This window comes from Novosphingobium sp. BW1 (genome assembly GCF_008107685.1).
Classification (GTDB): domain Bacteria; phylum Pseudomonadota; class Alphaproteobacteria; order Sphingomonadales; family Sphingomonadaceae; genus Novosphingobium.
In genome coordinates this window covers 60,308-85,706 of the sequence record NZ_VIRF01000088.1, presented here as the reverse complement: position 1 = coordinate 85,706, position 25,399 = coordinate 60,308, and the positions used below count along the sequence as shown (strand labels likewise).

27 protein-coding genes are annotated in these 25,399 nt (G+C 65.6%); 13 read left to right on the top strand and 14 right to left on the bottom strand.

The genetic code is table 11. From position 1 onward, the window contains the following. Window positions 1-213 precede the first annotated feature (213 nt). Window positions 214-1,665, top strand: a complete 1,452-nt coding sequence (locus FMM79_RS21980; protein ID WP_305778400.1) for a diguanylate cyclase — start codon at window positions 214-216, stop codon at window positions 1,663-1,665. A 12-nt stretch (window positions 1,666-1,677) separates the two neighbouring features. Here the strand turns inward: FMM79_RS21980 and FMM79_RS16770 are convergent, their stop codons facing one another. Further along, window positions 1,678-2,088, bottom strand: coding sequence for a thioesterase family protein (locus FMM79_RS16770; RefSeq protein ID WP_148628583.1), 411 nt, complete (start codon window positions 2,086-2,088; stop codon window positions 1,678-1,680). A 5-nt stretch (window positions 2,089-2,093) separates the two neighbouring features. Beyond that, the gene (locus FMM79_RS16765) at window positions 2,094-4,163 is read right to left on the bottom strand and encodes a S9 family peptidase (RefSeq protein WP_148628582.1); all 2,070 of its coding nucleotides are present in this window, start codon (window positions 4,161-4,163) and stop codon (window positions 2,094-2,096) included. A 51-nt stretch (window positions 4,164-4,214) separates the two neighbouring features. Between FMM79_RS16765 and FMM79_RS16760 the strand changes: the two genes are divergently transcribed. The 4 genes from FMM79_RS16760 (at window position 4,215) to FMM79_RS16745 (ending at window position 9,370) form a co-directional block, all read left to right on the top strand. Continuing rightward, entirely contained in the window at window positions 4,215-6,035 is a 1,821-nt protein-coding gene (locus tag FMM79_RS16760; protein ID WP_148628581.1) for an aminopeptidase P family protein, read from the top strand. Window positions 6,036-6,554: 519 nt separating this feature from the next. After that, on the top strand, window positions 6,555-7,190 hold the full coding sequence (locus tag FMM79_RS16755; protein WP_148628580.1) for an EF-hand domain-containing protein: 636 nt from the start codon (window positions 6,555-6,557) through the stop codon (window positions 7,188-7,190). Window positions 7,191-7,217: 27 nt separating this feature from the next. Further along, window positions 7,218-7,952: a response regulator gene (locus tag FMM79_RS16750; RefSeq protein ID WP_148628579.1), complete on the top strand. Its 735-nt coding sequence runs from the start codon at window positions 7,218-7,220 to the stop codon at window positions 7,950-7,952. After that, window positions 7,949-9,370, top strand: a complete 1,422-nt coding sequence (locus tag FMM79_RS16745) for an ATP-binding protein (protein WP_148628578.1) — start codon at window positions 7,949-7,951, stop codon at window positions 9,368-9,370. The genes FMM79_RS16750 and FMM79_RS16745 overlap by 4 nt, the downstream gene beginning before the upstream one ends. Window positions 9,371-9,515: 145 nt before the next feature. Here the strand turns inward: FMM79_RS16745 and FMM79_RS16740 are convergent, their stop codons facing one another. Beyond that, a complete protein-coding gene (locus tag FMM79_RS16740) occupies window positions 9,516-9,947 on the bottom strand; it encodes a hypothetical protein (RefSeq protein WP_148628577.1) in 432 nt (143 codons plus the stop codon). Window positions 9,948-9,971: 24 nt separating this feature from the next. Beyond that, window positions 9,972-11,570 carry a helicase HerA-like domain-containing protein gene (locus FMM79_RS16735; RefSeq protein ID WP_148628576.1) on the bottom strand — a complete coding sequence of 533 codons (1,599 nt, stop codon included), beginning with the start codon at window positions 11,568-11,570 and terminating at the stop codon, window positions 9,972-9,974. Between the two features lie 197 nt (window positions 11,571-11,767). On the opposite strand from FMM79_RS16735, the gene pabB reads away from it, so the two are divergent. Genes pabB through arfB form a run of 4 tightly spaced genes read left to right on the top strand, consistent with a single transcriptional unit; the run spans window position 11,768 to window position 15,826 of the window. Next, a complete protein-coding gene (pabB, locus tag FMM79_RS16730) occupies window positions 11,768-13,594 on the top strand; it encodes an aminodeoxychorismate synthase component I (RefSeq protein WP_148628575.1) in 1,827 nt (608 codons plus the stop codon). A 50-nt stretch (window positions 13,595-13,644) separates the two neighbouring features. After that, window positions 13,645-14,763 carry a pyridoxal phosphate-dependent aminotransferase gene (locus FMM79_RS16725; RefSeq protein WP_148628616.1) on the top strand — a complete coding sequence of 373 codons (1,119 nt, stop codon included), beginning with the start codon at window positions 13,645-13,647 and terminating at the stop codon, window positions 14,761-14,763. Beyond that, complete coding sequence (locus FMM79_RS16720) at window positions 14,760-15,413, top strand: RluA family pseudouridine synthase (RefSeq protein WP_148628574.1); 654 nt, start codon at window positions 14,760-14,762, stop codon at window positions 15,411-15,413. Before FMM79_RS16725 ends, FMM79_RS16720 begins: the two co-directional genes overlap by 4 nt. After that, complete coding sequence (arfB, locus tag FMM79_RS16715; RefSeq protein ID WP_148628573.1) at window positions 15,410-15,826, top strand: alternative ribosome rescue aminoacyl-tRNA hydrolase ArfB; 417 nt, start codon at window positions 15,410-15,412, stop codon at window positions 15,824-15,826. Before FMM79_RS16720 ends, arfB begins: the two co-directional genes overlap by 4 nt. Before the next feature lie 16 nt (window positions 15,827-15,842). On the opposite strand, the gene FMM79_RS16710 is transcribed toward arfB, so the two are convergent. From FMM79_RS16710 to dksA, 5 genes are all read right to left on the bottom strand, one after another. Then, the gene (locus FMM79_RS16710; RefSeq protein WP_148628572.1) at window positions 15,843-16,061 is read right to left on the bottom strand and encodes a hypothetical protein; all 219 of its coding nucleotides are present in this window, start codon (window positions 16,059-16,061) and stop codon (window positions 15,843-15,845) included. Window positions 16,062-16,065: 4 nt separating this feature from the next. Further along, on the bottom strand, window positions 16,066-16,455 hold the full coding sequence (locus tag FMM79_RS16705) for a DUF4112 domain-containing protein (protein ID WP_240339272.1): 390 nt from the start codon (window positions 16,453-16,455) through the stop codon (window positions 16,066-16,068). A 72-nt stretch (window positions 16,456-16,527) separates the two neighbouring features. Further along, window positions 16,528-18,192, bottom strand: coding sequence for an ABC transporter substrate-binding protein (locus FMM79_RS16700; protein WP_240339271.1), 1,665 nt, complete (start codon window positions 18,190-18,192; stop codon window positions 16,528-16,530). Window positions 18,193-18,263: 71 nt separating this feature from the next. Further along, window positions 18,264-18,629 carry a PilZ domain-containing protein gene (locus FMM79_RS16695; RefSeq protein ID WP_148628570.1) on the bottom strand — a complete coding sequence of 122 codons (366 nt, stop codon included), beginning with the start codon at window positions 18,627-18,629 and terminating at the stop codon, window positions 18,264-18,266. Between the two features lie 211 nt (window positions 18,630-18,840). Further along, window positions 18,841-19,299 (bottom strand): RNA polymerase-binding protein DksA, encoded by a 459-nt coding sequence (gene dksA / locus FMM79_RS16690; protein ID WP_039389064.1) that lies wholly within the window; start codon window positions 19,297-19,299, stop codon window positions 18,841-18,843. 299 nt (window positions 19,300-19,598) lie between these two features. Here dksA and FMM79_RS16685 point away from each other — a divergent pair, with 299 nt between their 5' ends. Beyond that, window positions 19,599-19,949, top strand: coding sequence for a hypothetical protein (locus FMM79_RS16685; protein WP_240339270.1), 351 nt, complete (start codon window positions 19,599-19,601; stop codon window positions 19,947-19,949). 21 nt (window positions 19,950-19,970) lie between these two features. Here the strand turns inward: FMM79_RS16685 and FMM79_RS16680 are convergent, their stop codons facing one another. Genes FMM79_RS16680 through FMM79_RS16660 form a run of 5 tightly spaced genes read right to left on the bottom strand, consistent with a single transcriptional unit; the run spans window position 19,971 to window position 23,315 of the window. Continuing rightward, entirely contained in the window at window positions 19,971-21,113 is a 1,143-nt protein-coding gene (locus FMM79_RS16680) for a GNAT family N-acetyltransferase (protein ID WP_148628569.1), read from the bottom strand. 21 nt (window positions 21,114-21,134) lie between these two features. Then, window positions 21,135-21,902: a glycerophosphodiester phosphodiesterase family protein gene (locus FMM79_RS16675; protein ID WP_148628568.1), complete on the bottom strand. Its 768-nt coding sequence runs from the start codon at window positions 21,900-21,902 to the stop codon at window positions 21,135-21,137. Further along, window positions 21,883-22,347, bottom strand: a complete 465-nt coding sequence (locus tag FMM79_RS16670) for a RidA family protein (RefSeq protein WP_148628567.1) — start codon at window positions 22,345-22,347, stop codon at window positions 21,883-21,885. Before FMM79_RS16670 ends, FMM79_RS16675 begins: the two co-directional genes overlap by 20 nt. Beyond that, the gene (locus FMM79_RS16665; protein WP_148628613.1) at window positions 22,340-22,990 is read right to left on the bottom strand and encodes an HAD family hydrolase; all 651 of its coding nucleotides are present in this window, start codon (window positions 22,988-22,990) and stop codon (window positions 22,340-22,342) included. Before FMM79_RS16665 ends, FMM79_RS16670 begins: the two co-directional genes overlap by 8 nt. A gap of 37 nt (window positions 22,991-23,027) precedes the next feature. Beyond that, complete coding sequence (locus FMM79_RS16660) at window positions 23,028-23,315, bottom strand: DUF3572 domain-containing protein (RefSeq protein WP_148628566.1); 288 nt, start codon at window positions 23,313-23,315, stop codon at window positions 23,028-23,030. A 62-nt stretch (window positions 23,316-23,377) separates the two neighbouring features. Here FMM79_RS16660 and FMM79_RS16655 point away from each other — a divergent pair, with 62 nt between their 5' ends. From FMM79_RS16655 to FMM79_RS16645, 3 genes are all read left to right on the top strand, one after another. Then, complete coding sequence (locus tag FMM79_RS16655) at window positions 23,378-23,740, top strand: response regulator (RefSeq protein WP_148628565.1); 363 nt, start codon at window positions 23,378-23,380, stop codon at window positions 23,738-23,740. A 149-nt stretch (window positions 23,741-23,889) separates the two neighbouring features. After that, window positions 23,890-24,129, top strand: coding sequence for an acyl carrier protein (locus tag FMM79_RS16650; RefSeq protein WP_039391734.1), 240 nt, complete (start codon window positions 23,890-23,892; stop codon window positions 24,127-24,129). A gap of 11 nt (window positions 24,130-24,140) precedes the next feature. Continuing rightward, on the top strand, window positions 24,141-25,379 hold the full coding sequence (locus FMM79_RS16645; protein WP_148628564.1) for an aminotransferase class I/II-fold pyridoxal phosphate-dependent enzyme: 1,239 nt from the start codon (window positions 24,141-24,143) through the stop codon (window positions 25,377-25,379). The last annotated feature ends 20 nt before the right edge of the window (window positions 25,380-25,399 follow it).

Below are 25,399 nucleotides of genomic sequence, written 5' to 3'. Positions count from 1 at the left end.
GCGGGAGTGATTCCGGGATTCGCCCAGGCGGCCAATGACTTCCCCGCCCAATCGCGGTGCCACGCCCTGGCCCCTGCGGACACGCCCCCCGCTTGGCTGGCCCGCACCCGCGCAGCCTGGAACTGCAGCCACTCGAACTGGCAAGTCAGCGGGAGCCAGGCCAGCTTCGTGCGCATCGATGTCGCCGGACGCAAACTTCCCCAAGATGCCGTTTTGACCACCCGACTCACGCGTTACCGCAGCCTGTCGATCACCGCGATCGGGGCCAATGGCCGCAACGTCACGCGCCAGATCCCGCCCGGCGCCCTGCACTTCTCCACCACGCGCTGGCAGATGTACACCGCGCTCCCCCGCCTTGACGGGCCGGTAGAGGCCTATGTCCTGAAAGTAACAGGACCGCGCCATATCGGCCTCCTCTCCGACGCACAGATCGGCGCGCGCGCATCCCCCATGGCGGTCGGCAACCGGCAACTGATCCTGGCCGCTCTCTGCGGGTTAATGCTGATGCCGCTGATCCTGAACTTCGTCTTCTTCCGGATCCTGCGCCAGCGCTTCATCCTCTGGCATGCCGCAGCCGTCCTTGCGATGCTCACCCAGACGCTCGTCAGCAGCGGTCTCATCAACCGCTTCGTGCGTCTTTCGGTCACAGAAGTGTGCCTGCTCTCGACTTTGAGCTGGGCGTTCATGGTCATCGCCACTCTTCGCTTCTTTATCGGCCTGATCGAACCCGAAACGCTGAGCGCACGCCAGCGCTTTGCCGTCGAACTGCTCTGCCCCTGGTTCCTGTTCTGGAGCGCCTACTACTTCCTTGCCGACGGGGTGCTGCTGCCCTCGGTCGCGCCGCTCTACTACATGTCGTTCCTGCCGATCATCGCCACGTTGCTCGCCACGATCGTGCTCGCAGCCTTGCGGGGCAGCCGCCTCGTCTGTTTCCAGATCGTGGGCTGGACCCCGCTCATGCTGCTGGGCATCGCGCGCAACCTCTCCATCCTGGGGCTGACCGACGCGCCGCTTGGCTTAATGGTCGAGCAGCACTTCGCGATTGCTTTCGAGGTCGCGGTGACCACGCTGGGCGTAGCGGAACGGATCATGACCATCCGCCTGCAACGCGACCATGCCCTGGCCGAAGCGCGCTTCCAGGCCAATCTTGCGCTGCACGATCCGCTCACCGGCCTCTGCAATCGCCGCGCGATCGAGGAAAAGTTCGACACGCTCTTCCGCACCGGTTTCCACACCATGGCCGCGCTTGACATCGACCATTTTAAGGCGATCAACGATACCCATGGCCACGCCGCCGGGGACGAGGTTCTGAGAGCCGTGGCAGAGGCGCTGACGGACGACCAAGACATCCTGACGGTGCGCATGGGCGGCGAGGAGTTCCTGCTCCTCCTGCGCGGTGAGGACGCGCTGGAACGCGCCGAACGCCTGCGCCAGGCCATTCCCAGCCGGGTCGCCAAGCAGCATGCAGGGCTACGCAAGCTGGTCACCGCCAGCATGGGTGTCTATCGCCCGGACACCTCGCCCGCGCACGTACCTTCGTTTACCGAGGCCTACACGGCCTGTGACGAGTTGCTCTACGCGGCCAAGGCGGCCGGGCGCGACTGCGTGCGCAGCAACGTCTCCATCGAGCCCCTCCCGACCACGCGCCTGGAACTGGTCGGCTGATCAGCTAGTCGGCTAGCCGTTCCAGAAGGGCGCGGCCACCTCCTCGGGGATCCGCACCAACCGCCTCGAAGCGACCTCGATCACTGCCCAGGTTGTCCGGGCGCGCACGAGAACCTTGCCCTTTTCCTCTTCCCCCTCACGGCGAAACTCGACACAGCGGTCGAAAGTCGCGCGCTTGGGCGGATCGGGGATCCAGGTCGTGGCGGTCACGCGATCGCCCTCGTGGACGTTCCCGCGATAGTCGATCTCGTGCCGGGTCACGACCCAGACATAGGCGGCCTGGTGTTCTGGCGGGGCGACCGCCTCCCAATGGGCGACGGAGACCTCCTCCATCCATTGCACCCAGATCGCATTGTTGACGTGGCCGAGCTGGTCAATGTGCTCCGAAGTTGCCTCGAAGCTGCGTGTGAACGGCTCGGCCATCGTGCTCAGCCCTCAATACCCAGTTGCCACAGGATGAAGGCGAACTCTTCGGCGGTTTCCTTCAGGCTCTCGAATCGGCCCGACTTGCCGCCGTGGCCAGCCCCCATGTTGGTCTTGAGGATCAGCTCGTTGCCATCGGTCTTGAGCTCACGCAGGCGTGCCACCCACTTGGCCGGCTCCCAGTAGGTCACGCGCGGGTCGTTGAGCCCGGCCGTCACCATCGACGGCGGATAGGCCTGCGCCGCGACGCGGTCGTAAGGGCTGTAGCTCGCGATATGCTCGAAGGCCGCCTTGTCGGTGATGGGATTGCCCCATTCCGGCCACTCCCCCGGAGTAAGCGGCAGCGTCTCATCCAGCATCGTCGCCAGCACGTCGACGAAGGGGACGTGAGCCACAACCGCCCCCCACAGCTCCGGATCGGAATTGATGACCGCACCCATCAATTCGCCGCCCGCCGAGCCGCCCGAGATGCTGATCTTGCCCGCCTGCGTGTAGCCGCGCTCGATGAGGCCCTTCGCGCAGTCGACAAAGTCGGTGAAGGTGTTGGTGCGGCGCTCCAGCTTGCCCGCCTTGTACCACGCGCGGCCCATGTCATCGCCGCCGCGGATGTGCGCGATGGCAAAGGCAAAGCCGCGATCGACAAGGCTGAGGCGCGAGGTCGAGAAGCCCGGATCGATCGAGATGCCGTAGGCGCCATAGCCGTATAGGTGGAGCGGCCCTGCCCCTTCGCGGTCCTTGCGGTAGACGATGGAGACGGGAATCAAGGTGCCGTCGCGCGCCGCGATTTCGAGGCGCTCGGTGGCGTAGAGATCTTCGTCGTAGCCCGAGGGGATCTCCTGAACCTTGAGCGTTTCGAGCGTCTTCGCCTTCACGTCGTAATCCATCACCGAGGCAGGCTTCACCATCGATTCGTAGGACAGGCGCAGAGTTTCGACGTGCCATTCGGGATTGTTGCCGAGGCCTGCCGAGTAGCTTGCCTCGGGGAAGTCGATGGGCTCGATCCGATTCGGATCGTCGTAGTAGTGGACCGCGATACGGTCGAGCCCGCGCTCGCGCCCCTCGACGACGAAGAAGTCGCGGAAGAGATCAACGCCGGTCAGGTAGAAATCGTCCGACCCTTCGATGAGCGTGTTCCAGGCCGCTGGCGCATCGATCGAGGCGGTGGCGAGGCGGAAGTTCTCATGCGTGTCGTTGGTGTGGATGAACAGGACGTCGTTGCGCTCGTCGACGTCGTATTCCACGCCCTTCTCGCGCGCCTTGACGAGGATCTGCGGGCCCAGCGGATCATCGGCGCGCACCAGCCGCGCCTCGCTCGTCTCATGGTCGCTGGTCCCGATGATGAGCCACTTCTTGTTGGCCGAGAGCGAAGAGCCGACGCGGAAGCCCTCGTCGTCCTCGTGGTAGATCTCGACGTCGTCCGAGAGCGGTGTGCCCAGCCAGTGAAGGCGCGCGTTGTCCGTGCGCCACTGCTCGTTTGCCAGCGAGTAGACAAGGCCGGTGTCCTTCGCCACCCAGACCAGCGCCGAGAGCGTACCCGGGATCTCGTCGGCCAGCAGCTCGCCGGTCGCGAGGTCCTTGATGCGCACGGTAAAGCGCTCCGAACCGTTGTCATCGACCGAGTAGGCGAGGAGCTTGCCGTTGGCGCTCAGCGAAAGCGCGCCGAGGCGGAAGTATTCCTTTCCCTCGGCCAGCGCCACCTCGTCGAGGATCAGTTCGTCCGCGCCTCCCGAGACGGGTCTGCGCCACCACTTCTTGTATTCCGCACCTTCCTCGAACTCGATCCAGTACAGGTAGTCGCCGTCCTTCTGCGGCACCGATTTGTCGGCTTCCTTGATGCGCGCGCGCATCTCCTTGAACAGCGCGTCGATGCGCTCCTGGTGCGGGGCCATGCGCGCCTCGAACCAGCGGTTCTCCGCCTCAAGGTGGGCAAGCACCTCGGCGTCGGTCACCTCGGGATAACCGGGGTCGCGCAGCCAGGCGTAATCGTCCTGGACCGTGATGCCGTGGTGGGTGAAGGAGTGGGGCTTCTTGGCCGCGACGGGGGCCAAAACGGGTGCCTGGGTGGAATCTGCCATGCCCTGCATCTATGTGTGCACCATGACTCCCGCAAGCCGGACATCAAAACAATGCTGATGAACACCCATGAATCGCGCCTCGACGCGCTGCGCCAGGAACTCAAGCGCCGCGGCCTCGACGGCTTCGTCGTGCCCATTTGCGATGAGCACATGAGCGAGTACGTGGGCGCCTATGCCCAGCGCCTGCCCTGGCTGACCGGCTTTGCCGGATCGGCGGGCTCAGCCATCGTCCTCACCGACCCCGCCCGCACACCGGCCGCCGCCATGTTCACCGACGGGCGCTACACCATCCAGGTGCGCGAGCAGGTCGATGCCCGCTTCTACGCCTATGAAAGCGTGCCCCAGACCAGCCACGCGCAGTGGCTGGCCGAGCACATGCCCGAAGGCGCCGTAATCGGCTACGATGCCTGGCTGCACACCGCGCACTGGACGCGCAGCGTCGATGCGGCCATCGCGGCAAAGGGTGGCAAGCTCGTCGCCGTGGAGGGCAATCCCATCGATGCCGTGTGGGAAGATCAGCCCCTCCCCTCCCCGGCCCCTGCGCTTGTCCACGCCGAGGAATTTTCCGGACAATCAAGCGAGGCCAAGCGCGCGGCTCTGGCCGAAGGACTTGTGAAGCGCGGGCTCGATGCAACAGTCGTTACCGCGCTCGATTCGATTGCCTGGCTGCTCAACATCCGCGGCTCGGACGTCGAGCACACCCCCGTCGCGCTGTCCTACGTCATCGCCCATGCCGATGGCACCGCCGACCTCTTCATCGCCGAGGAGAAGGTGACGCCGCAGCTGCAACAGCACCTGGGCAACTCGGTCTCGATCCTCCCACGCGAAGGCTTCGTCGCAGGCCTTGAGTGCCTGGCTGGCAAGCGCGTGGCGCTCGATCCCGACAACGCTGTAGTGGCGATTGCCCACACGCTTAACCACGCGGGCGCCACGGTGATAGAGGCGCGCGACCCAGTTGTGCTGCCCAAGGCGATCAAGAACCCGGTCGAGCAGCAGGGGCACCGCGACGCGCAGGAGCGTGACGGCGCGGCAGTCTCCCGCTTCCTCCACTGGCTCGCTCTCGAAGGTCCCAAGGGCGAGGTCACCGAACTTTCGGCCGCCGCCAGGCTGCTCGGCTTCCGGCAGGAGAGCGGCGATCTTCGCGACACCTCGTTCAACACGATTTCCGGCGCAGGCCCCCACGCCGCGCTGCCCCACTATGCGGTGACCGAAGAGAGCAACCTCACCCTGGAGCCGAACTCAGTCTTCCTGTGCGATTCGGGCGGGCAGTACCCGGCGGGTACCACCGACATTACCCGCACCGTGTGGATCGGTCCGGGCGAGCCGAGCGCCGAGGTGAAAGAGCGCTTCACCCGCGTTCTCAAGGGCCATATCGCGCTTGACCGCGTGCTCTTTCCCAAGGGCACGGCCGGGAGCCAGCTCGACATCCTCGCCCGCCACGCGCTGTGGCAGGCCGGGCTCGACTATGCGCATGGCACTGGGCACGGGGTGGGCAGCTTCCTGGGCGTCCACGAAGGTCCCCAGCGCATCGCCAAGTCGGGCGGCGGCCAGCCGGGCACCGAGCAGGCGCTACTGCCGGGTATGATCCTCTCCAACGAGCCAGGCTACTACAAGGCAGGCGAATACGGCATCCGCATCGAGAACCTGGTGCTCGTCGTCCCGCGCGCGATCCCGGGGGCGGAAGGTGAGTTCTACGGCTTCGAAACGCTGACCTTCGCCCCGATCGAGAAACGCCTGGTCGATACGGCCTTGCTGACCGAAGAGGAAAAGGCCTGGTGGAATGCCTACCACGCCCGCGTCAATGAACTGATCGGTCCGCGACTGGATGGCGCGGCAAAGACCTGGCTGGAGGAGCAGTGCGCGCCGCTCTGAGCCGCCGAGCCCTCCCTCCCGGCAGGTGACGGTATTGGAAAAAAGACCTCGTCATGACACGGCTTGTCCGTGAACCTGGCCGCACGCCCGTTCCCCTGGGACCGGGAGGCCAAGCCTAGGTCCTGCCTCGCTGAAAAGCTGTTGTTAATCCGGGAAAGCGCCAAGGGGGCCATATCCGCGAGGACCTGCGCGCAGGGGACTATATGTCATCATCCCCGCCGGAGTCTGGCACACCGCCGATGTCGCACGCTTCGCTACCGCCCTTTTCCTTACCCCGAGGCATGGCACACAGCGCCGTCCGTGTGACTGATCCTCTCCTCTTCTTGCGCCTGTGTGAACGGGTCTGTCAGACCGAGACAATTGGCGACAAAAGACAGGCTGACTGGCAAACTTGCGCGACAAGGGTCCCTTAAAACGGCTATCAGAAAGTCGCAGCAGGGCGGTTGCCCCTCCCTTCCAGGCCCGCCGCGACTTTCGATCCATTCGCATTTGGGAAACCAAAGGAAAGAGAGACCGGACATGACCCCCACCTTCAAGACCACCCGCTTCAAGACTATCGCCCTTGGCCTCACTGCGGCGAGTCTCGCCCTTGGCGGCGCGGCCTACGCGCAGGGCGACGCGCCGCGCGGCCCCCGCCACGCGATGATGGATGCCGACAAGGACGGCATCGTCACCCGCGCCGAAGCGCAGGCCGCGGCCGAGGCGATGTTCACCCGCATGGACGTCGACAAGGACGGCAAGATCGACGCCGCCGACCGCGAGGCGCGCCAGACTGCACGCCGCACCCGCATGTTCGAGAAGCTCGACACCAACGGCGACGGCGCGATCTCCAAGAACGAATTCATGAGCGCCGAACGTGGCCAGCGTGGTGAGCGCGCCGACGGCAAGGGTCGTCATGGCAAGCACGGCAAGCACCACATGCGCCGCGGTCACCATGGCCCGCGCCACGGCGGCGGCATGATGATGATGCGCATGGCCGACACCGACAAGGACGGCGCCATCACTCGCGAGGAAGCTGTTGCCGCGGCGCTCAAGCACTTCGACATGGTCGATGCCGACAAGGATGGACAGATCACCCCCGAAGAGCGCAAGGCGGCTCACGAAAAGATGCGCGCCCAGTTCAAGGCCCGTAAGGCCGAAGGCTCGGCCAAGTAACGAACGGGCGCGGAACGAAGGATTGCTATGAACGACACCGCGCCTGTCCGCCTGCTTCTCGTCGATGACGAAGCGGCCCTGCGTGAACCCCTGGGCGATTACCTCTCGCGCCAGGGGTTCACCGTTACCCAGGCCAGCAGCGCCGCCGAAGCGCGCACTTTCCTGCGCGACCACAAGGCCGATCTCGTCCTTCTCGACATCATGATGCCGGGAGAGGACGGGCTCTCGTTCTGCCGCCATCTCGTCGAGGCGCAGGACCTGCCCGTGATCTTCCTCACCGCGCGCGGCGAGGCGACCGACCGCATCGTCGGGCTCGAGATCGGCGCCGACGACTATGTCGTCAAACCCTTCGAACCGCGCGAACTGGTCGCCCGCATCCGCTCGGTCCTGCGCCGTGCAGCGCGCGGCGTGCCTGCCGCCCCCGAGAACGAGGCCTTTCTCTTCGAGGGCTGGACGCTCGATCCCCTCAAGCGCCGCCTGACCGACGCGGACGGGGCGGTCGTCGCGATCTCCTCGGTCGAATTCCGCCTGCTCATGGCTTTCCTGGAGCATCCCCGCCAGGTCCTTGACCGCGATCGCCTGCTCGACATGGTACAAGGCCGCGAGGCCCACCTCTTCGACCGTGCGGTCGACAATCAGGTCAGCCGCCTACGCCGCAAGATCGAGATCGACAGCCGCAATCCGCAGCTGATCCAGACCGTCTGGGGCGGCGGCTACATGCTCGCCGCCGACGTCAAGCGGGTGGCGCTGAAAGACGAATGAAAGCCCTCCTTCCCCGCAGTCTGATGGGACAGATGCTGCTCGCCGTGGCGGTGGCCCTGCTCTTCGTCCAGTCCTTGAGCGCCTTCCTCGTCTACAGCGCCCAGCGCGATAGCTACGAGACCGGCATGCTCAACGTGGCGGCCTTCCGCATAGTCATGGAAACCCGCGGACGCGAAGCGCTGCGCGGCGCCGAGCCGCCTGACCGTGCGCCCTTCGGCGGCCCGCGCCCACGCGGGTTCCCGCTCGAAACCACCTCCTCCGCGCCCAACACGGCCAGCGAAGTGCGCGACGGCCATGCCGAAAGCAAGCTGGCCCAGATCCTGGGTGAGCAATCGCTCAAGGTGGAGCGTGTCGTGATCGTCCACCGCCGCCTTGGGGACGACGATCGCGCCAGCGAACGGTTCCTGTCACACGCCCGCCACCACGGTATGGCCCGGGAACAGATAGACGAGATCCTGGACAACCACCTGATCGTCGTCGGCGTACAGCTCGAGGGGCAGGACCAATGGCTCGTCACCCGCGTGCTCTCGCCGCGCGCCATGAACCTGCTGCTCATGCCCCTGATCTTCCAGACGCTGGGCATCTACGCCGTGCTGATGGCGGCGGTGACCTTCATCCTTCGCCGCATGACCCGTCCACTCGCCGCGCTCACCCGCCGGGTCGAGGACTTCGCCGTGGCGCGCGACCTCGATGGACAGATCCCCGTGTCGGGTCCTGACGACATGCAGCGCCTGATCCTTGCCCACAACGCGATGGAAACCCGCATCGTCGACCTGCTCGATGAAAAGGACGTGATGCTGGGCGCCATCGGCCACGACCTCAAGACCCCGCTCGCAGCCCTGCGTGTGCGCATCGAGAGCGTCGAGGACGATATCGAACGTGCGCGCATGGCGACAACCATCGAGGACATCGTGCGCACCCTTGACGATATCCTTTCGCTGGCGCGCGTGGGCCGTCCGAGCGACCCGCTTGAACGCACCGAACTCTCCGCCCTCGTCGTCTCGGTGGTCGAGGAGTACGAAGACATGGGCGAGCCGGTGGAACTGGGCGAGACCTGCCGGATGGCGCTCGAACTGCGGCCTACCTGGCTGCGGCGCGCGCTGCGCAACCTCATCGGCAACGCCCTGCGCTATGGCAACACCGCCCGTGTTTCGCTCGGCAAGGACGGCGGGCAGGCGATCATCCTGATCGAGGACGATGGACCGGGCATACCTGACGATTCCATCGAGAGCATGATGAATCCCTTCACCCGCGGCGACCCTTCTCGCAATTCGGCCACCGGGGGAGCAGGCCTGGGCCTTGCGCTTGCCCGCGCCATCGCGGATCAGCACGGCGGATCGCTGACGCTGGCCAACCGGCACAGTGCCGAAGGCCGCGTCGAGGGCCTGACCGCGCGCCTGACAATTCCGCTAGGGTAAGGACGAAAGAACAATTTCAAGGGGTCATCACCCCTTGGACCCCAGCCTCGGCGACCTCACCTTTCTCCGCCAGGGCGGCGCGCGAAAGGTGAGGTCAACAATTCGGGGAGCCCGAGGGCGATGGCCCTCGGACCTATCTTCCAGGTCATCTTTCCGAGGCCTCCCCCGTCCCTCCATCACGGACCGACCATTCCCCGGTCGTGCAGTCTTCCGGATCGAACGAAGCAACGGCGTGCATGGCCTGTGCGGGTTCGCCGGGCAAGCCAACCTGGAAGCCTACCGTAGCCGTCCACAGGCCCTTATTGTCCGCCTGATCAACCCGGAACTTCCGGAAATCGAGGCCGCGGCTGCCGGAAGGCAAGACCGCGCTGATCTGCAAGAGGACATCGCGCAGAAAGGCGGCATTGCGAGTGCGGCAGATGTCCCCGGGCTCGGGCGCGGAGAGGTCCGCCTTGTCGATGTCGTAGGTGGTCGGCGTCGGCGCTGGCTCCGGCGCTTGAGAACTGCACGCGCAAAGCGCGAGCGCCAGGAGAGCAGCCCCCGCCATTTTGCCCGCACAGCTGATCCGCGTCCGCATCGCCTTCTCCCGAAATTGCCTGACCTAGCGCATCAGTCCGCCGATGAAATTGCGGGCAAAGCGACCAATGCCCGGGATGCCGATGGCCTTTTCCACCGCCGATCCAAAGGTGCCAGCCGCCGCGCTCGCCGCCGAGGCGCCGGGGTTGGCGCGGCTCGTCCTGCCCTGCAGCTTCTGGGCCAGGATTGCACCTGCGCTTGCCGCCGCCGCGCTCATAGCCGCCTTTGCGGCCTTGCCGCCAAGGCCGTCCCACAGGCTAGGACTGCGTCGTTCGCGGCGGCGCACTTCCTCTTCCCCCTTCTCGGCAACTTCCTCAGCCGTCACCGCCGCATCGGCCGCTTTTGCCGTAAGCACTTCTTTGGCGCTAGCGCGGTCCACCGCTTCATCGTATTTGCCGGCAAAGGGGCTGACCGACTGGATGATCGCGCGCTCGCGGGCCTCAAGAGGCCCCAGTCGCGAGCGCGGCGGCGCGATGAGCGTGCGCTGCACGACGCCGGGCGTGCCATCCTCGTCAAGCGTGGAGACCAGTGCCTCGCCCACCTTGAGCTCGGTGATCGCCGCCTCGACATCAAGGTCAGGGTTGATCCGGAAGGTTCCCGCCGCGGCCCGAATTGCCCGCTTGTCGCGCACCGTGAAGGCGCGCAGCGCGTGCTGGACGCGGTTGCCCAGCTGGCCTGCAATGTCCTCGGGGATGTCGGCCGGGTTCTGCGTGACGAAGAATACGCCCACACCCTTGGAGCGGATCAGACGGACCACCGTCTCGACCGTGTCGAGCAGCGCCTTGGGGGCATCGTCGAAAAGGAGATGTGCCTCATCGAAGAAGAAGACGAGGCGCGGCTTCTCGGGATCGCCCACCTCGGGCAACGCCTCGAACAGTTCAGACAGCAACCACAGGAGGAACGTCGCATAAAGCTTGGGGCTGCGCATCAGCTGATCCGCGGCAAGTACGTTGACGAAGCCGCGGCCCTTGTCGTTGCAACGCAAAAAATCCTCGATCTCCAGCGCAGGTTCGCCAAAGAACTGGCCTGCCCCCTGCGCCTCCAGCGAGAGAAGCTGGCGCTGGATCGCCCCGACGCTGGCCTTCGTGACGTTGCCATAGCGTGCGGACAATTCCGAGGCGTTCTGCGCCGTATAGGCCAGCATCGCATGCAGGTCGGCAAGATCGAGCAGCAGAAGGCCTTCCTCGTCGGCGAAGCGGAAGACGATCTGAAGCACGCCCTCCTGCGTGTCGTTGAGGTCCATCAGCCGGGAGAGCAGCAGCGGTCCCATCTCCGAAATCGTGGTGCGGATCGGGTGCCCCTGCTTGCCGTAGATGTCCCAGAACACCGCGGGATTGTCGGCATAAGTGTAACCGCTGATCCCGATCTCTCGCGCGCGGCTTTCCAGCCTGTCGGCATTCTTGAAGAGCGGGCTGCCCGCCATCGAAATGCCGGAAAGGTCGCCCTTCACGTCGGCCAGGAACACCGGAACGCCGTGTGCGGAGAACTGCTCGGCCAACGTCTGGAGGGTGACTGTCTTGCCCGTGCCGGTCGCCCCCGCGATAAGACCGTGGCGGTTGGCCCGGTCCAGCCGCAGTTCTTGGCGCTGCCCGTTTCCGCCCAATCCCAGATAGAGTGCGCTCATCGTCCTCGTCTTGCCTTCTTTTTTCCGCTCGCCAGGAATGGTCGGCTCCGCAATAGGTGATAAAGGCGAGCCATGCGCGGGGTCGAGAGTGTTTTTGCCGTGGGCAAGTGCCATCTGGCCCGCTGCGGCCGGGCTTCCGTGTCATTCCGGGTGTTTCCACCGGACGCATAATTGCTTTAAAGGGCCTGACGAAGACGATGACCGAGCCCTTCATTCTCCTTGACGATGCCCGCACCCATGGTGCCGTGGACGCCCGCCTCTACCGCAGCCCGGTGGAGATCGTTTCCGCGCGCACGCCCGAAGAGGTGCTGCCCGCCCTTGCCCGGATGGAAGAGCTTTCGCACGAAGGGCTGCATCTCGCCGGTTACATGACCTACGAGGCCGGGCTGGTGCTGGAAGCCAGGCTTGAGCGCTTCGCAGACCAGGAGGTCGACGGGCCGCTCCTCTGGTTCGGCTCCTTCACCGCCTACGAAGCGATCGCGCCGGATGCCATGGAGCTGTGGCTATCGCGCCATGCCGGCAGCGACGAGGCGTGGATCGGGCCGATGAAGCCGGTGCGTACGCTCGGCGAATACACCCGCGCCTTCGACCGACTGCAGGAAGCGATCCACGCGGGCGACATCTATCAGGCAAACCTGACAATGCCGCTGGAAGGCCCCTGGCATGGCGATCCGCTGGGACTTTACGCCAAGCTGCGCCCAGCCTCCGAAGCGGGCTATGGCGGGGTGATCTTCGATGGACGCGACTGGCATCTCAGCCTTTCACCCGAACTCTTCTTCCAGATCAGGGACGGCACCGTCCACGCCCGCCCCATGAAGGGCACTCGCCCGCGCGGGCGCGACCTCACCGAAGACGTGGCCCTGCGCGCCGAGCTGTCCGCCTCGGTCAAGGACCGCGCCGAGAACCTGATGATCCTTGATCTCATGCGCAACGACCTTAGCCGGGTGGCGCAGGCGGGCAGCGTGCGCGTGCCTGCCCCCTTCGCGATCGAGAGCTATCCGACCGTGCACCAGATGGTCTCCTCGGTCGAAGCCCGGCTCGCTGTGGGCAAGGGCCCGCTCGACCTCTTGCGCGCGCTGTTTCCCTGCGGCTCGATCACCGGCGCGCCCAAGATCCGCGCGATGGAACTGATCGAAGAGGTCGAACAGGGCCCGCGTGGCGTCTATTGCGGGTCGATTGGCCACATCGAACCCACTGGCGATGCCGCGTTCAATGTGGCAATCCGCACGCTGCGCCTGACCCCGAAAAACGCCGGGTCGGGTGTACTCAGCGGCCGCGCGACGCTGGGGGTCGGCTCGGCCATCGTTGCGGATTCGCAAAGCCTGCCGGAGTGGCGGGAATGTCTTGTCAAAGGGGGTTTCGTGCGAGGTTCGGGAACGCAAGGATCGGGGAAAGCGCCATCGCCCGCGCGCTTCGACCTCATCGAGACCATGCGCTTCACGCCCGACGAGGGCATCCTGCTCCTCGAGATGCACCTCGAGCGCATGAAGGCGAGCGCGGCGGCACTGGGCTTCGTGTTCGACCGCCACGCGGTGCGCAACGCAATTCAGGCGCTGTGCTTCGATGCTACACAGGTTGCCAAGCTGCGCCTCGTAAGCGCCCGCAGCGGGGCCTTTGCGCTTGAACTTGGGCCCCTGCCCGAAACCCCCAGCGAACCGCTGGTCGCGACCGCTGTGCGCATCCCGGTCGACAGCTCGGACTGGCGCCTGGCCCACAAGACCAGCGACCGCGCCTTCTACGAGGCCAGCCTCGCGCTCGCCCGCGAGGCCGGGGCCGGCGAGGCCCTGCTCCTGCGCGACGATGGCCGCGTGACCGAGGGCAGCTTCACCAACATCTTCGTAGAGCGCGGCGACGCGCTCCTGACCCCGCCCGCCACGCTCGGCCTTCTACCCGGTGTCCTGCGCCGCTCGCTTCTCGAAAGCGGCCGCGCGCAGGAAGCCGACCTCACGCTGGACGATCTCGTGGACGGCTTTTTCCTTGGCAACGCGGTGCGTGGCCTCTTTCCGGCAAGGCTGCTCGCGTGACCCACGTTTCGACCGCCCTCTCGCGCATCGCGCCCTCGCAGACGACCGCAATGACCGACCGCGCCATCGCATTGCGCGAGGAAGGGCGCGACATCATCTCGCTCTCGGTGGGAGAGCCCGATTTCGACACGCCGCCCCATGTCTTGGCTGCCGCCCACGCCGCGCTCGAGGCCGGACTCACCAAATACACGCCGGTCGGCGGAACTTCGCAGTTGAAGCGCGCCGCGGCCCACCACTTCCGGCGCGATCTGGGCATCGACGTGCCGATCTCGCAGATCACGGTCAGCGCGGGCGGCAAGCAGGCGATCTTCCATGCGCTTCTCGCCACCGTCAGCGAGGGCGAGGAAGTGGTCGTGCCCTCGCCCTGGTGGGTCAGCTACCCCGAGATGATCCGCTTCGCCGGTGGCAAGGTGGTGCCGCTGAGGACCTCGCCTAAGGACAACTTCCGCTTCTCGCCCGCCGATTTCGAGGCGCAGATCGGGCCGCGCACGCAGTGGCTGATGCTGAACTCACCTGGCAATCCGACCGGCGCGTGCTATCCTGCCGAGATGCTTCTGGGCATCGCCGAGGTCCTGCGCCGTAACCCGCGGGTGATGGTCCTCTCCGACGATATCTACGCCCCGCTCAATTACACAGGTGGCGGCCATGCAACGCTCGCCGCGCTGTGCCCGGATCTGGCTGATCGCGTGCTCACCATCTCGGGCGTTTCGAAGAGCCACGCAATGACTGGCTTCCGCATTGGCCTTGCCGCGGGTCCCGAATGGCTGATCCGCGCGATGGAGCGGCTCCAGTCGCACTCCTCGGGCAACCCCTGCTCGATCAGCCAGGCCGCTGCCGTCGCCGCGCTGGAGGGACCTCAGGAATTCCTTAGCCAGTGGCGTGAGCGCTTCCGCGCCCGGCGCGACCAGGTCGTTGCCGCGATCAACGCGATCCCCGGTCTCTCTACCCCTACGCCCGATGGCGCGTTCTACTGCATGATCGATGCCTCCCCGCTGATGGAGCGTTTCGGTGATGACACCGCGCTCGCACTTCACATTCTCGAACATGGCGTCGCCATCGTTCCGGCCTCGGCCTTTGGCGGAAGGGACGGTTTCCGGATCAGCTTCGCCGCCGACGAGGCCCGGCTTGACGAGGCGCTGCGCCGCATTGCAAAGGCCCTAGCCGCATGAACATCCCCATTCTCTACGAAGACGCCGAGGCGCTGGTCATCGACAAGCCCGCCGGGCTTCCCATCGACCGTCCGCGCGCGGGCGGCGCCTGCCTTGAGGATTACCTCGAGGACCTAAAGCTCGGCTTCCAGCGCGCGCCCCTTCCCGTCCACCGGCTTGACCAGGACACCTCGGGCTGCCTTCTGCTGGCGCGCAATCCCAAGGCGCTCAAGCGCTTTTCCGCCGCCTTCGAGGAGCGCCTCGTGGAGAAGCGCTACCTCGGCGTCGTCGATGGCCTGCTGGAACAGCAGGAAGGTACGATCGCGCTTTCGCTTTCCAAGGTCAGCACCGCCAAGAGCGGCTGGCGGATGATCCCGGCGCGCAAGGGCAAGCCCTCCATCACCCACTGGCGCAAGCTGGCCGAGGTCGATGGACGCACCCTTGTCGAATTTCGCCCGGAAACCGGCCGTACCCACCAGATCCGCGTTCACGCGGCCTCGGGCCTCGGCGCTGCCCTGGTCGGCGATCCGGTCTACGGCAGCCGCAAGGGCGCGCCGCGCACCATGCTGCACGCCGCCGGCCTTCTCGTTCCCCGCCCCACCAAGGACCCGATCGGCGCGATGGCCCCGCTTCCTGCGGACTTTGCCGCCCTCGGTTTCGGAGACGCATGAGCGAGGCCGAAACCGTCATCAACCGCGCGCAGGCGTTCTGCTCGGAAAGCTTCATCGCAGCCTCGGGCCCGGGCGGACAGAACGTCAACAAGGTGGCGACCGCAGTGCAGCTGCGCCTCAACGTCTACGCGCTGCGGCTCAGTCCACCGGTCTTTGCGCGATTCAAGGAGCTGGCGGGCAGCCGCCTCACCGCCAGTGGCGAACTGGTCCTCACCGCGCGCCAGTTCCGCACGCAGGAGGCCAACCGCGCCGACGCGCGCGAACGGCTCGCCGACCTCATTGAACGCGCGCACGAATTGCCCCAGAAGCGGGCCAAGAGCCGCCTCAACCGAGTGGGCAAGACACAGCGCCTGAAGGGCAAGAAAATTCGCAGCGCGGTAAAGGCAGGGCGCGGTAAGGTACATCCCGACTGAAGTGACCGAACTGTCGCTAGCGCGGCGCAGCCTCGCTCGATTCCGGCGCAGCCATTCCCGATGGGACAAGGGCCTCGCTCGGCACCCGGCGTTCGTCGAGCATCCTGGCTGCGGCATCAAGTGCGCGCGCTTCGCCCACGGTGACGCCGCCCGGCCCCGGCTCGCTGTCAGCCTGGCCGCAACCGGCCAGAACAAGGGCAAGCGGCACGACAAGCGCGCCCTGTCGCAGGTACATCCGCCTAGCCTTCGATGATCCGCGTGTGCGGATGGTGCTTGTCGAGATGCTTGAGGATAATCTTCAGGTTGCGGCTGTTCGAGCGGTAGACGAAATCAAAAAGGTCACCAGCGAGCGGGATCGCGCCCAGCGCGGTGTCTACGCCCACATTGGCCATCATCCGCGCGATCTGCCACTTGGGCATACCCAGCTTGCGCGCTTCCCAGACGATGTAAAGGCCCAGGGCGGCCGCGATCATGTCGCCCGCGACCGGAACCAGTCCGACAATGGCATCGAGCCCGACCTTGCGGTTGATCCCCGGCACCGTAACCGCGCGTTCGAGCATGTATTCCAACGACTCCACCCGGCGGCGGATCGCCAATGGATCGTTGCCGAGCGGAAGCTCCATATTCATGCGCCGGGGCGAGCCCTGTCCTGTCACCACCTGTCTGCCTTTCCTGCTGCAGCCGAGGCGCTGCCGTCGCTCTTACTTGGGCAGCCAGGACAAGGGCATCAAGGGGTGCCAGCCCCAGCTGTTGGTCGAAAACCCATTGACCGTGCCGCGCACCAGCGACCAGCGGATGGGAGTTCCGAAGGGAATAAAGACGTTCGCGGCTGTAAGTTCCGCCTCGGCCTCGGAGATCAGGGCCGCGCGCTCCTCGGCGGAGGAGGCGAGCGCGGCCTCATCGACGCGGGCGTCGGCTTCGGGCGAGCACAGGCCCTGCCGGGCGGCGCAGGAGAGGCGGTTGAGGAACCAGGTCGCGCGCGGATAGCGCGCGACATCGTCGATAAGCACCAGATCGGCCTCCTTGGCGACCTTTGCGCGGGTCAGGCGCACGCTGATGGCGGCAAGGTCCGCAGCGAGCCGGGCAAAGAGGATCTGTGTTCCATCGCCCTCGGGAAGCCAGAGGGACAGCTCCGGGGCGTTGTCGAGCGGGGCCGGCGGGGCACCGGCGGCATCGGGACCGTCCGCACTGGACGGCGCCTTCTCACCTTCCGCGGCCTCCAGCGCGGTACGCGCCATCCAGGCACGGACCCGCGAGGAAGCCACGGCGCGGCGATCTTCGGGCGACTGCTCGCTCCAGCGCTCGCCGATGGTGCCCAGGTCTCCTTCCAGGCTGGGCGAGACCACCCGGGTCGTCGGCCGCCAGCCGCCCACGCCGAAGGGATCGATCAGAGCGGACCGGTCGATGGCCATGGCTATGGCTTCGCGGTTGGCGGGGTCGGCGAGGAAACCTTCCTCACGCATGACCTGAAGCCCGAACAGGCCCACCACCGGATCAAGCTGGATCGTACCGCGCAGGATCCCGACGCTGCGGGTGAGCAGGAAGTCCTGAATCCGCCCTCCCAGGACCAGATCGACCTTGCCCGCGTTGAAGCGGGCGACGGCCTCGGTACCGGGCAGGACATGCATGCCCACCATCCGGGTTCGCTCCTCCCAGGCCTCGACGGCAGGGAGGCCCAGCCGGGATGGCTCGATCGGAGCCAAGCGCATAACCGCCTGCTCCGCCGTACCGTCCTCGGGCGCATCTTCTTTCTGGGCAGCTACGTTCGCCTCGGGCGCCGCGCGCGGCGCGGGAACGTCCCCTTCGATTTGCGCTTCCAGGTCCGTGACAAGCGCCATCGGTCCGGCCCCCATGTCCTTGTGGAGCAAACCCAGTTCGGGCAGCGCCAGCAACTGGAGCAGGTAGGGCATCGGCCGCAGAAGGCGGATCTCGACCACGCGCCCCGCCATCACGCGGATCTCGTCTATCCCGGCAAGGTCGCGCTCCAGTGGCGTTCCGCGCAGGTTGCGCAGCGCGGCGAGCAGGGCCGTGCGCGCTGAGGCCCCCGTCAGCTCCTCGCCGTCGAGCCATTCGCCATCGCGCAGACGGAAGATGTAGCTTTGCCCGTCGTCGGTGACGATCCAGCGGTCGGCCAGGGCGGGGACGACGCGTCCTTCCGCGTCGAAGGCCACCAGTCCCTCGACCGTTGCCGCGCGGACCAGCCGCGCCGAGGTCGTATCCTCCTCGGCCAGCGGTCCATCCTCGGACGGCAGGTCGACCACAGCGATCTCGAGAGCGGACTTGTCCTGGTCCCCACAGCCTGCAAGCAGCAAGGCGCAGGAGGGCAGGAGAGTGTGAACGAAAAGGCGCAGAGCGGGCATGTCCATCGAGTAGTCGATTTTGGACCTTGCGCAAATGCTTGTGCGCGCGATTCCTGCCCCTGCCGGACTGGGCTGGATCAGATCTTGCGCAGGGTCATTCCACTGGGGCCAGGTTCCTTGTGGTTGCTGAGGTAGCGCGGCGCGACGTCTTCACCGGGCTTGACCGGCGCGCGGGCGCGCTTGGGATCGATCTCGGTATGGAAGGCAACGCCGAAACGGCTGTCCTGGACCCAGGCCACCGAACCCTCGACCCAGCCGAGATTCCGGATGTTCACCTGAACGATCGAACCGCGCACGACTCGTACAGGACCCTCGCCCATCATGCCGCCCGCCGAGAGGTTGCGGACCTTGATACGATGCTCGCCCTCGAGGCCGTCGACATGCAGATCAGCCATGAGTAACAGGCTGTCGCGCGGTATCTGGCGGTTTTCGCGTTCATCCATAGGTATCAAGTCCAGCCTCTGACACAGCCGATGGCCCGGCACCGGGATCGGCCTTGCCCGTGCGGCCCGACATGACAGGACAGAGGCGCGCGGGCAAGCAGATTGCTTTTCCTAGACTGGTAAGCGAGAGTGGCAAACAAAGTCTTAAAGGGCCGATAGCGGCGCCTCCAAACCCATTTCACAGCCGCTTTCGAGCCAGATCCGGCCACCCTCAGTCGTCGCGGGAAATCTTTTCCCGGCGCTCGTGCGCTTCCTGCGCCTCGACGGTCATCGTCGCGATCGGACGCGCCTGCAGGCGGCCAATGCCGATAGGCTCGCCAGTCACCTCGCAGTAGCCGTATTCGCCTTCCTCGATACGGCGCAGCGCCGCGTCGATCTTGGCGATCAGCTTGCGCTGACGGTCCCGCGTGCGCAGTTCGATGCCCCAATCGGTCTCGCTCGAGGCGCGATCGTTGAGATCGGGTTCACGCAAAGGTCCGTCCTGAAGCTGGGCCAGCGTACCGGCCGAGGCATCAAGGATCGATTTCTTCCAGGCCATAAGCAGGTTACGAAAGTACTCCTGCTGTGGCTCGGACATGTAGGATTCATCGTCGCTCGGTACGTAAGCGCCGCCAATAACCCGCCGTGCCTTGGCGAGTACGTCAATTTCATTTTCTAGGGCCGTTGCCATCCAGAGAAACTCCGCAGGTATCCGCCCCGAATCGCTTCAGCCCTGCTGCTCCGGATTTTTTCCGGTAGCGCGTTAGCAATCCGCGGTCGTAGCGGCCTATAGTTCCGCACTATTGTTGGCACAAGCGGTTATCACACGATGCCCACACATTTCCTGAATGGATTTCGTCAGCTGAACATGAACAACGCCACCGCGACTTTGCGCAAACACGGTTAACGCAAACTCAACCAGCACAATCCAGTCTGAACGCTATCGAAGGGGCCCAAGAATCGGAGCCCGCCAAAAAGGGATTTTTCGATATGGGTACTGCCTGGATCAACGCAAACGATTTCAATAAATCTTCCCCGGTCGCGGCCGAGACCGGCGACCTTCTGATTGCCAATTGCCTTGCTGCGGCTTCGGTCGGCGATACCGAGGCTTATTTCGATCTCGGCGTCGCCTTCTCGACCGGCAGCCATGGCGCCCCCTGCGACTTGGTCGAGGCGCACAAGTGGTTCAACCTCGCCGCTGTCGGCGAACACGAAGATGCCGCGCAGTGCCGCGCCGACGTCGCCGAAGAGATGACCGCACGCGAGATCGCCGAGGCCCAGCGCCGCGCCCGCCAGTGGCTGCGCGCCACCCCGCACGCCGCACTGCGCAAGGCGGCCTGAAGTCGCCGCCGCCCTTCGGGCCTACTCGGGCGTCTTGCGGAACGGGGTGCGTTCGCCAAGAAAGAGTTGGTCACGCGCAATTCCGGCGCGTTCCTGCTCCAGATAATCGGCTATGGCCGCGCGTAAGCCTTCGTGCACGATGTAGTGCGCCGAAACCGTGCGGACCGGTTCATAGCCTCGGGCCAGCTTGTGCCCCCCTTGCGCCCCTGCCTCGACCCGGTTGAGGCCCAACTCCAAGGCCGCGTCGATGGCTTGGTAATAGCACAACTCGAAATGCAGGAAGGGCTTGTCGATCGAGGCCCCCCAGTAGCGGCCGTAGAGCGTGTCCCCACCTATGAAATTGAGCGCGCCCGCCACCGGCGCCTCGTCGATGAAGGCGAGGACCAGCAGAATATCCTCGCCCATACGCTCGCCCAGGAGGTCGAAGGCCTCGCGCGTCAGGTAAGGCCGTCCCCATTTGCGCGCGCCGGTGTCCTGGTAGAAGAACCAGAAGGCATCCCAGTGCTCAGGGGAGATTTCCCCGCCGCGCAGACGCCGGATCGTGACCCCGTCCTGTGCCTTCGCGCGCTCCTTACGCAAGTTCTTGCGCTTGGCCGAAGATAAGGCGCCTAGAAAATCGTCGAAGACCGTGTAGCCCCGGTTTTCCCAGTGAAACTGGATATCCTCGCGCAGGAGCCAGCCTGCGCGCTCGAACAAGGACACCTGCTCGGGCGCGATGAAGGTGGCATGAGCGGAGGAAAAGCCGTTGTCGCGGCACAGCGTCTCGGCGGCCCGCAGAAGCCCAAGGCCCAGCCGCGGATCACGCGTGAGAACCCGCGGGCCGGTCGCGGGCGTGAAGGGCACTGAGATCTGCAGCTTGGGATAGTAGGCTCCGCCTGCGCGATGCCAGGCATCGGCCCAGGCATGATCGAATACGTATTCGCCTTGGCTGTGTTCCTTCAGGTAGGCGGGCAGCGCGGCGGCCAGCCGCCCGTCAGCACCTTCGATGGTGATCGGGACCGGGATCCAGCCCGCTTCCTCCCCCACCGATTGTGAATCCTCCATTGCGGAAAGAAAGGCGTGGCGCACGAAGGGGTTGCCCCCCGGCACCAGCGCGTCCCATTCCCCGGCCGGAAGCGATCCGATGCCGTCGTGCACCCTTGCGGTAAATTCGCCTTCGCTCACGCCTGCCCTTCGATTCCTGTCTCAGTCCTGCGCCGCGCCAACCTCGAAGATCGGCGCGTCGGCATACTGTTTGGCCCGGGAAGCCTCATCCGCGCTGCGCACGGTCCAGGTCGCCACCGGAACGCCGCGCGCGCGCTGCGTTGCCACGAAGCGGCTCGGCAGATCACGCACGTCACAGGCCAGAAAGTCGGGTCTCGCGCTCCACATTGCAAGTCGCCGCTTCGCGCGCGCGGCCAGCGTACGGTTCCCGTCCTCGCTCATCACCAGGCCGCGCACGGTGTGCGGGGAATGGCGATAGAACCAGCGCGCGATGCGCGGATCGAAGCTCATGACGGCGTGCGGGCCGGTATAGCCCTCCAGTACGCGGCGCACGGCAAGACATCGCCCGGAGACCCGCCCCTCGCGCCGTGACTTTATTTCGATGAGGATTGGCACGCGGCCTGCGACCTGCGCCAGCACCTGGCGCAGGGTCGGGATCGCTTCGTCCGTTCCCAGAAGACGCAGCTCGGCCAATTGCACGGCGCTGCGCCGGTTGACCGCCCCTTGCGCGCCGGTCATCCGTCCGAGCGCGTCGTCGTGAAAGACCACCGACTGCCCATCGCTCGACCTTTGCACGTCGAGCTCGATGCCATGGCCGCCCGCCATGGCCGCCGCGAAAGCCGCCATGGAATTTTCCGGCACCGTCCCGGAATGCAGGCCCCGGTGGGCAAAGTCATGCTGGAAGATCCAGCCGACCCTGTCCCCACGCGGAGCCGGGCTCAGCCAGTGATCAAGCCGGCCGGACAGCAACGATGGCGTCCACTTCCACCGCCGCGCCAAGCGGCAGCACGGGCACGCCCACGGCGCTGCGCGCGTGCTTGCCCGCTTCGCCGAGCGCAGCGACCATCAGCTCCGATGCGCCGTTGGCGACCTTGGGCTGGTCGGTGAAATCCCCGGTCGAGTTGACGAAGGCACCGAGTTTCACGATCCGCTCGATCCGGTCGAGCGAGCCGAGAGCGGCCTTGAGCTGGGCCAGAACCATCACCGCGCAGGCCTGCGCCGCGACGATGCCTTCCTCGAGCGACACGTCATCGCCCAGGCGCCCGGTGACGAGCTGGCCGCCCACGAAGGGAAGCTGGCCCGAGACGTGCGCCATGCCGCCCGCTTCCACCACCGGCACGTAGGCCGCCACGGGCGCGGCCGGTTCGGGCAGGATCAGGCCGAGTTCGGAAAGGCGGGTTTCGATATCACTCATTATGGGACGTATCCTCTTCATCTTCGCCATTGAGGCGAGCCAGTACCCAAGGCAACGCCTCACTCCAGCGATCGATCCGGGCATGGGCATGCCCGGCCTCGTGGGCGCAGGGTATGAAACGCGCCAGGCGCGGTTCGGCGCACAGGTGCAGGCGGTGAACGGCAGGAGCACTGTCCCCCACCGAATCGTGGTGTTGCGCAAGGTCATCGACGAAGACTGTCCGGCTCGGCCGGTATTCCTCGAGGATGGCCTTGAGCGCAGGGCCCTTGGGGCCCTGGTTGGTAAAGATCGGCAGGTCGAGCCCGAATTCGCGCAGCTGCGCCGCGCGGGCGTCCTGGCGGTGATCCATCAAGTTGGTGAGGACCACCACGTCGGCGTGCTCGCGGATCGCGCCGATCGCCTCCATCGCCCCGTCGACCGGGGTCTGACGGTGCATCTCGTCATCGAAGAAGGCGTTGAGGAGCCCCCACATCTCCGCCTCGTCGAGCTTTTCGCCCGAGCCGATGCGGGTCATCGAATTGGTGAAACCGGGCTTCTCGAAGTCGAACAGGACGCCCTTGTCCTGCTCCAGCCACTCGCAGAAGTGACCGATCATATAGAGCAGCACTTCGTCGCAGTCGGTAATCAGCAGCGGGCGGGTCATGGCCGTTTCCTCGATTGTGCCCCGGATCGTGACTTCGTCATCGCGCCATCCTTTCACGGGCCTCGGCGATCACCTGCGGCTCGACTCCGAGCGCCTCGGCCGCCGCCACAAGGTCGGGCTCGTAGGCGCACAGGAATTCGAGCACCCCCGCCAGCGTTGCAGGATCTTCCAACGAAGCACGCAGATCATCAGGCTTGAGGCCGGTCAGCGCCAGGAAGCGCTGGGCGCGGTCGCCGTCCGCCAGCACCCAGCCCAGTGCGTTGAGGGAAAGGGCCTGCGGATCGGGCGCGTCGGCCTTTGCGGGGGATGGCGATCTGGGAAGAATTGTCAGTCTCGCTTGGCTGTCCTAGAGCGGTCGATGAACCTTAGATGGGGCTCGGGCACCGCATGGCAAAGCGCATCCTCGTTGTCGAGGACAACGATCTCAACCGGAAACTCTTTTGCGACGTCCTGGTCAGCCAGGGCTTTGCCGTGGAGCCGGTCGCCGATGGCCGCGATGCCTTGGAAAAGGCCCGCAATTTTGTGCCCAACCTGGTCATCATGGACATCCAGCTGCCCAATGTCTCGGGGCTCGATCTCATCGAGGCGGCGAAGCAGGACCCGGTCCTGCGCGCCATTCCCGTGCTGGCCGTGACCGCCTATGCGGGCAAGGGTGACGAGGAGCGGATTCGCGAGGCGGGCGCGGAAGGCTATCTGGCGAAGCCGGTTTCGATCGGTCCCTTCATGCAGGCCGTGCGGGCGCTGATCTGAGTGCGGCCCTTGGGCCACACCGCCCGCGCTCCTGCCCTTGAGAAGAGTGCGTTATGTCCCGCCGCGCTTGACATGTTACACCCGTGCCGCTTTTGCGCCGCATTTCCGGACCACAGAGCGCCCCGGACCTTACGGAGTTATCAATGACCATGGACCGCCAAGACGTTTCGGCCCGCATCATCGCCCTGATCGAACCCTTCAACAAGAAGGAGGTCGCGATCACCGACGCCACGCGCTTCACCGACGACCTGGAATTCGACAGCCTGACCGTCATGGACTTCGTGGCCGCCATCGAGGACGAATTCGACATCATCATCTCGATGAATCAGCAGGCCGAGATCGAGAACTTCGGCCAGCTCGTCGATGCGGTGATGAAGCTGCAGGGCTGAAAGAAACCAGTATGACCGACATGATCAGCGAAAACCAAACGGCTGACCACGCCGACCTGTTCAGCAAGTTCGACCCGCTCATCAAGATGCGCACGGACCTGCTTTCCACGGGCGTAACCGATCCCTTCGGCCTCGTCATGGAGCGCGTGATCTCGCCCACGGTCGCGATGTGCAACGGGCGCGAGACCATCCTGCTCGGCACCTACAATTACATGGGCATGACCTTCGACCCCGACGTCATCGCGGCGGGCAAGCAGGCGCTCGACGATTTCGGTTCTGGCACGACCGGCAGCCGCGTGCTCAACGGCACATACTCGCCGCACAAGGCGGTCGAGCAGGCGCTTTGCGACTTCTACGACATGAAGCACGCCATGGTCTTTTCGACCGGCTACCAGGCGAACCTGGGCATCATTTCGACGATCGCGGGCAAGGGCGACTACATCGTCCTCGACATCGACAGCCACGCCTCGATCTGGGACGGGTGCAAGATGGGCGACGCCGAAGTCGTCCCCTTCAAGCACAACGACATCGAAGCCATGGAAAAGCGCCTGCGTCGCATTCCCGAAGGCGCGGGCAAGCTGGTCGTGCTCGAAGGCGTCTACTCGATGCTGGGCGACATCGCACCACTCAAGGAAATGATCGCGACCGCCAAGAAGTACGGCGCGATGGTGCTCGTCGATGAAGCGCACTCGATGGGCTTCATCGGCCCCAACGGCCGGGGTGTTGCCGAAGAGCAGGGTGTGCTCGACGATGTCGACTTCGTCATCGGCACCTTCTCCAAGTCAGTCGGCACGGTCGGCGGCTTCTGCGTCTCGAACCACCCCAAGTTCGAGGTCATGCGCCTCGTCTGCCGTCCTTACGTCTTCACCGCCAGCCTGCCGCCGAGCGTCGTCGCAACGGCCTGCACCTCGATCCGCAAGCTGATGGACGCGGGCGAAAAGCGCGCGCACCTCTGGGAAAACTCCAAGACGCTGCACAAGGGCCTGACCGACGCGGGCTTCCAGCTCGGCACCACCGAGCCGCAGAGCGCGATCATCTCGGTCATCATGCCGGACCTCGAACGCGGCGCGGCGATGTGGGAAGCGCTCCTGCACGAAGGCCTCTACGTCAACCTTGCACGTCCCCCGGCAACCCCGGCCAACATGACGCTGCTGCGCTGCTCGCTGTGCGCCGAGCACTCGGCCGAGCAGGTCCAGCAGATCATCGGCATGTTCACCCGCGCGGGTGAGGCCGTGAACATCCTGGGCTGATTCTTCCAGAAACAGTCCAG

Coding starts and splice junctions, on each gene's coding strand:
- FMM79_RS16770 (WP_148628583.1), bottom strand. CDS start 2,088: ATGGCCGAGCCGTTCACACGCAGCTTCGAGGCAACTTCGGAGCACATT.
- FMM79_RS16765 (WP_148628582.1), bottom strand. CDS start 4,163: ATGGCAGATTCCACCCAGGCACCCGTTTTGGCCCCCGTCGCGGCCAAG.
- FMM79_RS16760 (WP_148628581.1), top strand. CDS start 4,215: ATGCTGATGAACACCCATGAATCGCGCCTCGACGCGCTGCGCCAGGAA.
- FMM79_RS16755 (WP_148628580.1), top strand. CDS start 6,555: ATGACCCCCACCTTCAAGACCACCCGCTTCAAGACTATCGCCCTTGGC.
- FMM79_RS16750 (WP_148628579.1), top strand. CDS start 7,218: ATGAACGACACCGCGCCTGTCCGCCTGCTTCTCGTCGATGACGAAGCG.
- FMM79_RS16745 (WP_148628578.1), top strand. CDS start 7,949: ATGAAAGCCCTCCTTCCCCGCAGTCTGATGGGACAGATGCTGCTCGCC.
- FMM79_RS16740 (WP_148628577.1), bottom strand. CDS start 9,947: ATGCGGACGCGGATCAGCTGTGCGGGCAAAATGGCGGGGGCTGCTCTC.
- FMM79_RS16735 (WP_148628576.1), bottom strand. CDS start 11,570: ATGAGCGCACTCTATCTGGGATTGGGCGGAAACGGGCAGCGCCAAGAA.
- pabB (WP_148628575.1), top strand. CDS start 11,768: ATGACCGAGCCCTTCATTCTCCTTGACGATGCCCGCACCCATGGTGCC.
- FMM79_RS16725 (WP_148628616.1), top strand. CDS start 13,645: ATGACCGACCGCGCCATCGCATTGCGCGAGGAAGGGCGCGACATCATC.
- FMM79_RS16720 (WP_148628574.1), top strand. CDS start 14,760: ATGAACATCCCCATTCTCTACGAAGACGCCGAGGCGCTGGTCATCGAC.
- arfB (WP_148628573.1), top strand. CDS start 15,410: ATGAGCGAGGCCGAAACCGTCATCAACCGCGCGCAGGCGTTCTGCTCG.
- FMM79_RS16710 (WP_148628572.1), bottom strand. CDS start 16,061: ATGTACCTGCGACAGGGCGCGCTTGTCGTGCCGCTTGCCCTTGTTCTG.
- FMM79_RS16705 (WP_240339272.1), bottom strand. CDS start 16,455: ATGAATATGGAGCTTCCGCTCGGCAACGATCCATTGGCGATCCGCCGC.
- FMM79_RS16700 (WP_240339271.1), bottom strand. CDS start 18,192: ATGGACATGCCCGCTCTGCGCCTTTTCGTTCACACTCTCCTGCCCTCC.
- FMM79_RS16695 (WP_148628570.1), bottom strand. CDS start 18,629: ATGGATGAACGCGAAAACCGCCAGATACCGCGCGACAGCCTGTTACTC.
- dksA (WP_039389064.1), bottom strand. CDS start 19,299: ATGGCAACGGCCCTAGAAAATGAAATTGACGTACTCGCCAAGGCACGG.
- FMM79_RS16685 (WP_240339270.1), top strand. CDS start 19,599: ATGGGTACTGCCTGGATCAACGCAAACGATTTCAATAAATCTTCCCCG.
- FMM79_RS16670 (WP_148628567.1), bottom strand. CDS start 22,347: ATGAGTGATATCGAAACCCGCCTTTCCGAACTCGGCCTGATCCTGCCC.
- FMM79_RS16665 (WP_148628613.1), bottom strand. CDS start 22,990: ATGACCCGCCCGCTGCTGATTACCGACTGCGACGAAGTGCTGCTCTAT.
- FMM79_RS16655 (WP_148628565.1), top strand. CDS start 23,378: ATGGCAAAGCGCATCCTCGTTGTCGAGGACAACGATCTCAACCGGAAA.
- FMM79_RS16650 (WP_039391734.1), top strand. CDS start 23,890: ATGGACCGCCAAGACGTTTCGGCCCGCATCATCGCCCTGATCGAACCC.
- FMM79_RS16645 (WP_148628564.1), top strand. CDS start 24,141: ATGACCGACATGATCAGCGAAAACCAAACGGCTGACCACGCCGACCTG.